Genomic DNA, 7424 nt, shown 5'->3' with positions numbered 1-7424 from the left:
GCGCCACCATCGGCATCAACTTCCGCTAAAAACGGAAGCTGATCCGAAGCCTTCGGCCTCAAGCAGGCCGAAGGCCGGTAGGCCAAGACTACAGAGCCGCCGGTCCTCCAAAGAGGGCCGGCGGTTTTGCTTTGCGCGACATCCGCCGATGCAGCGCCTACGTATGAGGATCATCGCCGAACGAGGCTGTCCCATGCCGCGCCGTCTCCTCCTGATCCTCGCCATCCTCGCCGCCGCCGCCTGTTCGGGCGGCGACAGGGCCGAGGGCGGCGCTCCGCCCGCCGCGCAACAGGACAGCGGCCGCCGCGAGGTCGCGGTCTTCGCCGGCGGCTGCTTCTGGTCGACGGAATCCAATTTCGAGCACATGCCCGGCGTGGTGGCCGCGGTCTCCGGCTTCGCCGGCGGGCGAACCGCCAATCCGACCTATGATCAGGTCGTGCGCGGCGGCACGGGACATCTGGAAGCGGTCCAGGTCACCTTCGATCCCGCCCGGATCTCGTATCGCGCCTTGGTCGATCGCTTCTGGCGCACCATCGATCCGACCGATGCGGAGGGCCAGTTCTGCGACCGGGGCGCCAGCTACGGGACCGCCGTCTTCGCCACGACCGCCCAGCGTCCGACGGCGGAGGCTTCGCGCGCGGCCGCCGTCCGGATCATCGGCGCCGATCGGTTTGTGACACCCGTCCGCGCCGCCGCCCGGTTCTGGCCCGCCGGGGCCGAGCATCAGGATTTCGCCCGCCGCAATCCGGTTCGATATGGCGGCTACAGCCGATTCTGCGGCCGGCCCGAGCGGCTTCGTCAGGTCTGGGGCTGAAAAACCATCCACAGTTGTGCGTTGCAACATGGTGTGTCCCGACGGCCACCCCCGCCGACTGTCATGTCACTGTCACATCAATGTCGTCCCACTTTCCAACGGCGCGCCTAAGGGGGGCGTGATTTCGACCGGCCGCCGCCGGACGAGGGCGCTTCCGCCCAGCTCATCGGGGATAGATGACAATGACGAACCGCAAACGCGTGTTCTGGGCCACCACGGCCCTCTTCAGCGGCCTGCTTCTGGCCGGCGCCGCTTCGGCCCAATCGACCGGCTCCGCCGCGGTTGAAGAAACTGACCTGGGCGAGGTCGTCGTCACGGGTTCGCGCGGTCCGCGCAGCATCGACGGCGCGATCGTCGCCCAGCAGATCGGCAAGTCGCGCTCGACCGTGACCCAAGAGTACCTGGCCCGCCAGCAGCCCGGCCAGAACACCCTGCAGTCGCTGAACCTGCAGCCGGGTGTGAACTTCAACAACAATGACGCCTACGGCAACTCCGGCGGCGACCTGACCATCCGCGGCTTCGACGCCCAGCGCATCTCGATGAACCTCGACGGGATCCAGCTGAACGACACCGGCAACTACCAGATCTATCCGACCCAGCAGATCGAACCGGAACTGCTGGAGCGCGTCAGCGTCAACCAGGGCACGACCGACGTCGACAGCCCGACCGCGGCCGGCACCGGCGGCACCGTCAACCTGGTGACCCGTCGTCCGAGCAACGACTTCGGCATCATCGTCCAGCCGTCGATCGGCACCGACAACTACCAGCGCATCTTCGCGATGCTGGACACCGGCGCCATCGGCCCCTGGGGCACGACCGCCTGGCTGGCCCTGTCGGCCAACAGCTACGAGCAGTTCGACCGTGACGGCGTGACCAACCCGGGCGACCTGGAGCGCCAGGCCGTCAACGGCCGCATCTATCAGCCGCTCGGCGACAACGGCGACTTCGTGTCGGTGGCCTTCCGCTATCAGGAAGACCGCAACAACACCTACGGCCGCAAGAACGTCCGCAACTTCAACAACGGCGGCGTGCTTGAAGCCGGCAACACCCAGTCCTGCCAGCTTCTGGCTCCGGGCGCCGGCCGTCAGGACCACGGCACCGCCGCCCTGAACCCGGGCTGCGGCAGCTTCTACGGCACCTTCTTCAACCCGACCGACAGCTTCAACGTCCGCGGCCAGTCGCGCTTCACCCTGACCGACAAGCTGACCCTGACGGTTGACCCGCAGTTCTCCTACACCCTGGCGAACGGCGGCGGCATTCAGGCGATCGAGGAAACCGATCAGCGCCTGCAGGGCCTGATCTACAACCCCGCCACGGCCGCGACCCGCGTCGCCAACGGCGTCGACCTCAACGGCGACGGCGACATCCTCGACCGGATCCGCCTGTACTCGCCGTCGAACACCCGCACCAACCGCACCAGCGTCAACGGCTCGCTGATCTATGATCTGAATGAAGATCACCGCTTCCGCGTCTCGTACACCCACGACTTCGGTGTGCACCGTCAGACCGGCGAATACAGCCGCGTCGACCTGGGCGGCCTGCCCGCCGACTGGTTCGGCGGCGTCATGAACAACGGCCAGCAGATCCTGACGCGCGACGGCAACGTCTTCCAGAAGCGCAACCGTCGTTCGACCGCCGAACTGAACCAGGTTTCGCTGCAGTACGTCGGTGACTACTTCGACAACGCCCTGACCCTCGATCTCGGCGTGCGGATGCCCTTCTTCAAGCGCAACCTGCAGAACTTCTGCTATCAGCTCGACACCTTCGACGCCTACTGCTCGGCCCAGGCCCCGCGCACTTCGGCGGGCGTGCTGATCACCCCGACCCCGGGCGCCCCGGTCGCCTTCGAGCGCAAGTACGACGACGTCCTGCCGAACGTGAACGTCACCTGGCGCTTCGCCGAGAACCAGCAGCTCTTCGCCTCGTACTCGAAGAACCTGTCGGCTCCGCGTACCGATGACCTGTACGACCGGATCCCGGCCAACCCGGAACCGGAAACCACCAACAACTACGACATCGGCTACCGTTACCAGTCCAGCCGCCTGATCGCCTCGGTCTCGGCCTACTACTCGGCCTTCCAGAACTACATCGTTCGCGCCTACGAAGAAGTTCGCGACGACGACGGCAACCTGCTGGACACCATCGCCTACACCACCAACGCCGGTGATGTGGACCGCTGGGGCGTCGACGGCCAGATCGGCTACTTCGTCAACGACAACCTCTCGCTCTACGCCACGGCCTCGTACCTGGGCAGCGAGATCAAGGAAGACATCCCCGGCACCACCGCCGGCAGCACCTTCGCCACCAAGGGCAATGAGCTGTTCGAAGTGCCGGAATGGCAGTACGGCCTGCGCGCCCAGTACGAAGTCGGCGCGCTGACCCTGGGCGTCCAGGGCAAGTACGTCGGCGAACGCTGGACCACCCTGGTCAGCCAGGGCCCGGGCTCGAACGACTACACCAAGGACTACACCCTGGTGGACGTCGATCTGCGCTACGACCTCGACTTCATCCGTCCAGGCACCTACCTGCAAATCAACGCCCTGAACGTGTTCGACGAACTGTACCTGTCGGATATCGCGACCTCGACGGCTCCGTCGGGCTCGGGCCAGACGGCCAACCTGGGCGCTCCGCGCTCGGTCGTCGCCACCCTGCGCGTCGCCTTCTAAGGCTCACGCGGTTCAGACTGAATGGAGGGCGGTCCGGAAACGGGCCGCCCTTTCTTCTTGCGCGCCGCCGCTGATCGCCTTGGCGTGCGCGTCACCCGCGACGGCCGGAACGTTGAAGTCGGGGCCGCGCATGTCTATCTGGCGCGGCTGGCCTGTTTCGCCGCGCACAAGGATCGCTTCCGCCCATGACCACGCCCGTCCCCGCCGAATGGTCGCCGCACCGCGCGATGTGGGTCGGCTGGCCCAGCCATGGCGAGCTGTGGGAGGACAACCTCGAACCGGCGCAGGCCGAGGTCGAGGCTCTCGTGCGCGCCCTGGCCGGTCCGGGGCGTGAACACGTCAAGCTGCTGGTCGGCAAGGCCGAGGCGCTGGACGACGCCCGCGCCCGCTTCGCCGATGTGGCCGGAGTCGAGGTCATCGACGGCCGCTTCGGCGACATCTGGCTGCGCGACACCGGCCCGATCTTCGGCGCCGGCTCGGCCCGCGCCGCCGCCTTCCGCTTCAACGGCTGGGGCGGCAAGTACGAACTCGAGCACGACGACACCGTCGCGACCCAGATCGGCGCGGCCTCCGGCGTGCCGCTCGATCGCAACGACTTCATCCTCGAGGGCGGGGCGCTGGACCACGACGGGCAGGGGACCATCCTGACCACCCGCCAGTGCCTGCTGAACCCCAACCGCAACCCCGGCTGGACCGAGGCGAAGGCCGAGGCCGCCCTGACCGGGGCGCTGGCCGCCCACAAGGTGCTGTGGCTGGGCGACGGCCTGCTGAACGACCACACCGACGGCCACGTCGACAACCTGGCCCGCTTCGTCGCGCCGGGCGTGGTGGCCTGCCCGATCGCCTGGGGCCGGAACGACCCGAACGACGACGTCTATGACGCGGTGGCCAAGGCCCTGTCGGAGATGACGGATGCGGCCGGCGGGCCGATCACGGTCCTGCGCCTGCCGTCGCCCGGCCTGGTGCTGGACGAGGACGAGAAGCCGATTCCCGCCAGCCACATGAATTTCCTGATCGCCAACGGCGCGGTGATCGTCCCGACCTACGGCGACGACCGGGCGGCCGACCTGGCCTGCCAGGGCCTGAAGACCGTCTATCCGGACCGCGAGATCATCCCGCTGCCGTCGCTCGCCATCCTGAGCGGCGGGGGATCCTTCCACTGCATCAGCCAGCAGGAGCCTGCGTAATGAGCCGCACGATCAGCGTCGCCGCCATCCAGACCGCCTATGGCGAGGACATGCAGGCGAACATCGACAAGACGGTCGGCTTCATCCGCGAGGCCGCGGCCCGGGGCGCGCAGGTGATCCTGCCGTCCGAACTGTTCCAGGGGCCGTATTTCTGCGTCTCGCAGGAGGAGAAGTGGTTCGGCACGGCCTGGCCGTGGCGTGAACACCCCGCCGTCGTCCAACTGCAGCCGCTGGCCAGGGAGCTGGGCGTGGTCATCCCCGTCTCGATCTTCGAGCGCGAGGGGCCGCACTATTTCAACTCGCTGGTGATGATCGACGCCGACGGGACCCTGATGGGCGTCTATCGCAAGAGCCACATCCCCGACGGCCCCGGTTATCAGGAAAAGTACTACTTCCGGCCCGGCGACACCGGCTTCAAGGTCTGGGACACCAAGTTCGGTCGCATCGGTGTCGGCATCTGCTGGGACCAGTGGTATCCGGAAACCGCCCGCGCGATGATGCTGCAGGGCGCTGAGATCCTGATGTATCCGACCGCCATCGGCACCGAGCCGCATGACGACACCCTGGACACCGCCGCGCCGTGGCGCCGCGCCATGCAGGGCCATGCCGTGTCAAACGTCGTGCCGGTCGTCGGCGCCAACCGCATCGGTCATGAGCAGGTGACGGAGGCGGGCCAGACCTTCTACGGCCACTCCTTCATCGCCGACCATCGCGGCGACCTGGTCGAAAGCCTGGAGCGGGAGGAGGGCGTGCTGGTGCACACCTTCGACCTCGACTTCCTGGATCGCCACCGCGCGGCCTGGGGCTTCTTCCGCGACCGCCGCACCGACCTGTACGGCGTCATCAGCGGCCCGCGCCCGGCCTAGGAGCTCGCCTGCCTGAGCGCCCGGCGCTCTGCGGCGCACGACGGATTGGTCAGGCCTTCCGCCCGGGCGGCGGCCACCTCGGCGCGCGCGGCCTCAAGATCGGCGGCGAAGTCCGGCGCGGCGGCGGCGCGGGCGTACAGCGTCCGGCCGATGCTCGCGCCGTCCCGCACGTCGCTAGGCCAGTTCATGCGGCAGACGATGCGGCTGAAGCCGATCTCGGCCCCCTCTCGGCGCGCGGCCTCGGCCCGGTCGGGCGCGAGGTCGGCGAACATTTCGCCATAGGCGGCGCCCGCGACCGCGCCGTTGGCGGGCCAGGACGGGCTGTCGCGCATGGTGTCGGTGACGCGCTGGCAGGGCTGAAGGGTCGGGTCGACGGCGATGGGACGGGCGCGCGCGTGCCCGGCGGCCAGGCGGCGGGTCAGGCTGTCGGCGTCGACCAGAAGACGATTCATCAGCCGGGTCAGGGCCGGGCGGGGCGCGCCGGCCAGGCGGGTCCCCAAGGCGCAGTCGAAATGCTGGGCGGCTTCGGGCGGACGCAACTCCGCCTGGGCTGTGGCCATCCACCAGCGGTCGGACCCGGGCGCGGCGCCCGGCGTCTCGTCACCGGTCCAGGTCAGGGTCGTGAGCGAGGGGGTGAAGGCGCCGGACAGGGCGTCGAGGGCGCCGGCGTCCAGATAGCCGGACACGGGCAGGGCCGCCGGGCCGCTCCCGCCGCTCGTGGCGCAGGCCCCCGGCAGCAGGATCAGGGCCGCGACGGCGGCCGTCCGGATCAGTGGCCGCCGGTCCACGACAGCTGGACGTCGTTGGGGGCGCCGTCGACCGGGGTCACGACCACGGTCAGCAGGCGCGTTCCGCCGTCGCCGGCCGAATAGGCCCGCGCCTCGCCCCGGTTCAGGCTGTTGATCGGCTTCAGGCCCGCGGCTTCGGCGCGCTGGCGATAGAAGGCGACGACCTCGTCCGGCGTGGCGTCGGTGGTGAAATCAAGCATGCCGCCGGGACCCGCAGGCCCTTGGGCCGAGATGGCCGCAGACTTGGGCTGGCCGCCCGGGTAGATGACCGCGAACGCGGGAGCGTCAGGCGCGGCGGGCTCGGCGGTTGTCGCAGGGGGCGCAACGGCGGGGCCGGCCGCCGTCGTGGCCTCGGTGGCGCCGTCCGTCGGCGCCGCCTCGACGGCCGCGTCATCCTTTTTCGCGTTGCTGTCGCAACCGGTCATGACGATGGCCGCCGTGATCGTGGCGGCCCAAAGCATGCGCTTCATCCCGTATCCGTCCTTGAGACTGCGTTGTTGGCTTCACCGTGGCCCAACCATGCGGCGGCGGCAAGGCGGCAAGAGGCCGGTTCGGCGACCGAGCGCCGGAGTGTGTCAGCCCGTCGCCGCGTCGGCCTCTCCCCGCCCGCCCTCGGCGGGATCGCCCGCCGGCCCTTTCAAATCCTTGCCGGTGTTCTTCACCGCATTGGGTTCCACGCCCGACGGAGACTGGGGATCGGCGGAGGCCATGCCCTCGCTGGCCAGGGTCTCGTTGATCAGATCCTGATCGGGGTCGTCGTCCGAACCCGTGGCGGCCCCGCCCTGCAGGGAGCCGGCGCGCGTGTCCGATCCCATGTCCGAACCCGACAGGGCCTCGGTCAGGGCGTCCGGCGTGCGCCCCAGGTCCGGCTTTTCACCCATGTCGTCGGCTTCGCGGGCGTCTTCGGTCTGCTGTTGCTGCTCGGTCATGGAAAACTCCTTCCCGAACATAGCGGTCGGGGGCGGGCGAGGTTCCGAAGCGGGAGCAGCCGGTAAAAATATATCTTACGACTATTGCGTAGCGATTTTTAAGATATATCTTTGCCGCATGAAAACGAAAGGACACATGATGTTTGGATTTCACGAAGACGAACGCGGCCACCA

At 68.5% G+C, this 7424-nt stretch carries 7 protein-coding genes; 4 read left to right on the top strand and 3 right to left on the bottom strand.

The genetic code is table 11. The features are described from left to right. Nucleotides 1-193 precede the first annotated feature (193 nt). The 4 genes from msrA to aguB all read left to right on the top strand — a co-directional run bounded on the left by msrA (nt 194) and on the right by aguB (nt 5533). Nucleotides 194-814 (top strand): peptide-methionine (S)-S-oxide reductase MsrA, encoded by a 621-nt coding sequence (gene msrA, locus Q0C81_RS13570; RefSeq protein WP_291838853.1) that lies wholly within the window; start codon nt 194-196, stop codon nt 812-814. Nucleotides 815-996: 182 nt separating this feature from the next. After that, nucleotides 997-3480, top strand: coding sequence for a TonB-dependent receptor (locus Q0C81_RS13565; RefSeq protein WP_291838851.1), 2484 nt, complete (start codon nt 997-999; stop codon nt 3478-3480). Between the two features lie 185 nt (nt 3481-3665). Beyond that, nucleotides 3666-4667, top strand: a complete 1002-nt coding sequence (locus tag Q0C81_RS13560; protein WP_291838848.1) for an agmatine deiminase family protein — start codon at nt 3666-3668, stop codon at nt 4665-4667. Next, complete coding sequence (aguB, locus tag Q0C81_RS13555) at nt 4667-5533, top strand: N-carbamoylputrescine amidase (RefSeq protein WP_291838845.1); 867 nt, start codon at nt 4667-4669, stop codon at nt 5531-5533. The genes Q0C81_RS13560 and aguB overlap by 1 nt, the downstream gene beginning before the upstream one ends. On the opposite strand, the gene Q0C81_RS13550 is transcribed toward aguB, so the two are convergent. The 3 genes from Q0C81_RS13550 to Q0C81_RS13540 form a co-directional block, all read right to left on the bottom strand. Beyond that, nucleotides 5530-6321, bottom strand: a complete 792-nt coding sequence (locus Q0C81_RS13550) for a PA-phosphatase (RefSeq protein WP_291838843.1) — start codon at nt 6319-6321, stop codon at nt 5530-5532. The two genes, aguB and Q0C81_RS13550, sit on opposite strands and share 4 nt — an antisense overlap. Next, entirely contained in the window at nt 6303-6791 is a 489-nt protein-coding gene (locus tag Q0C81_RS13545; protein ID WP_291838841.1) for a hypothetical protein, read from the bottom strand. The genes Q0C81_RS13550 and Q0C81_RS13545 overlap by 19 nt, the downstream gene beginning before the upstream one ends. A 105-nt stretch (nt 6792-6896) precedes the next feature. Continuing rightward, nucleotides 6897-7250, bottom strand: coding sequence for a ribonuclease (locus Q0C81_RS13540; RefSeq protein ID WP_291838838.1), 354 nt, complete (start codon nt 7248-7250; stop codon nt 6897-6899). Between the last annotated feature and the right edge of the window lie 174 nt (nt 7251-7424).

The organism is Brevundimonas sp. (assembly GCF_023259385.1).
Taxonomy (GTDB): Bacteria; Pseudomonadota; Alphaproteobacteria; order Caulobacterales; family Caulobacteraceae; genus Brevundimonas.
Note: the sequence above shows the minus strand (reverse complement) of the source record. Positions and strands in the feature narration are given on the sequence as shown.

Bases quoted from the DNA above. Each gene is read 5' to 3' on its own strand.
- Q0C81_RS13560 (WP_291838848.1), top strand. From the start codon at position 3,666: ATGACCACGCCCGTCCCCGCCGAATGGTCGCCGCACCGCGCGATGTGG.
- aguB (WP_291838845.1), top strand. From the start codon at position 4,667: ATGAGCCGCACGATCAGCGTCGCCGCCATCCAGACCGCCTATGGCGAG.
- Q0C81_RS13565 (WP_291838851.1), top strand. From the start codon at position 997: ATGACGAACCGCAAACGCGTGTTCTGGGCCACCACGGCCCTCTTCAGC.
- msrA (WP_291838853.1), top strand. From the start codon at position 194: ATGCCGCGCCGTCTCCTCCTGATCCTCGCCATCCTCGCCGCCGCCGCC.
- Q0C81_RS13540 (WP_291838838.1), bottom strand. From the start codon at position 7,250: ATGACCGAGCAGCAACAGCAGACCGAAGACGCCCGCGAAGCCGACGAC.
- Q0C81_RS13545 (WP_291838841.1), bottom strand. From the start codon at position 6,791: ATGAAGCGCATGCTTTGGGCCGCCACGATCACGGCGGCCATCGTCATG.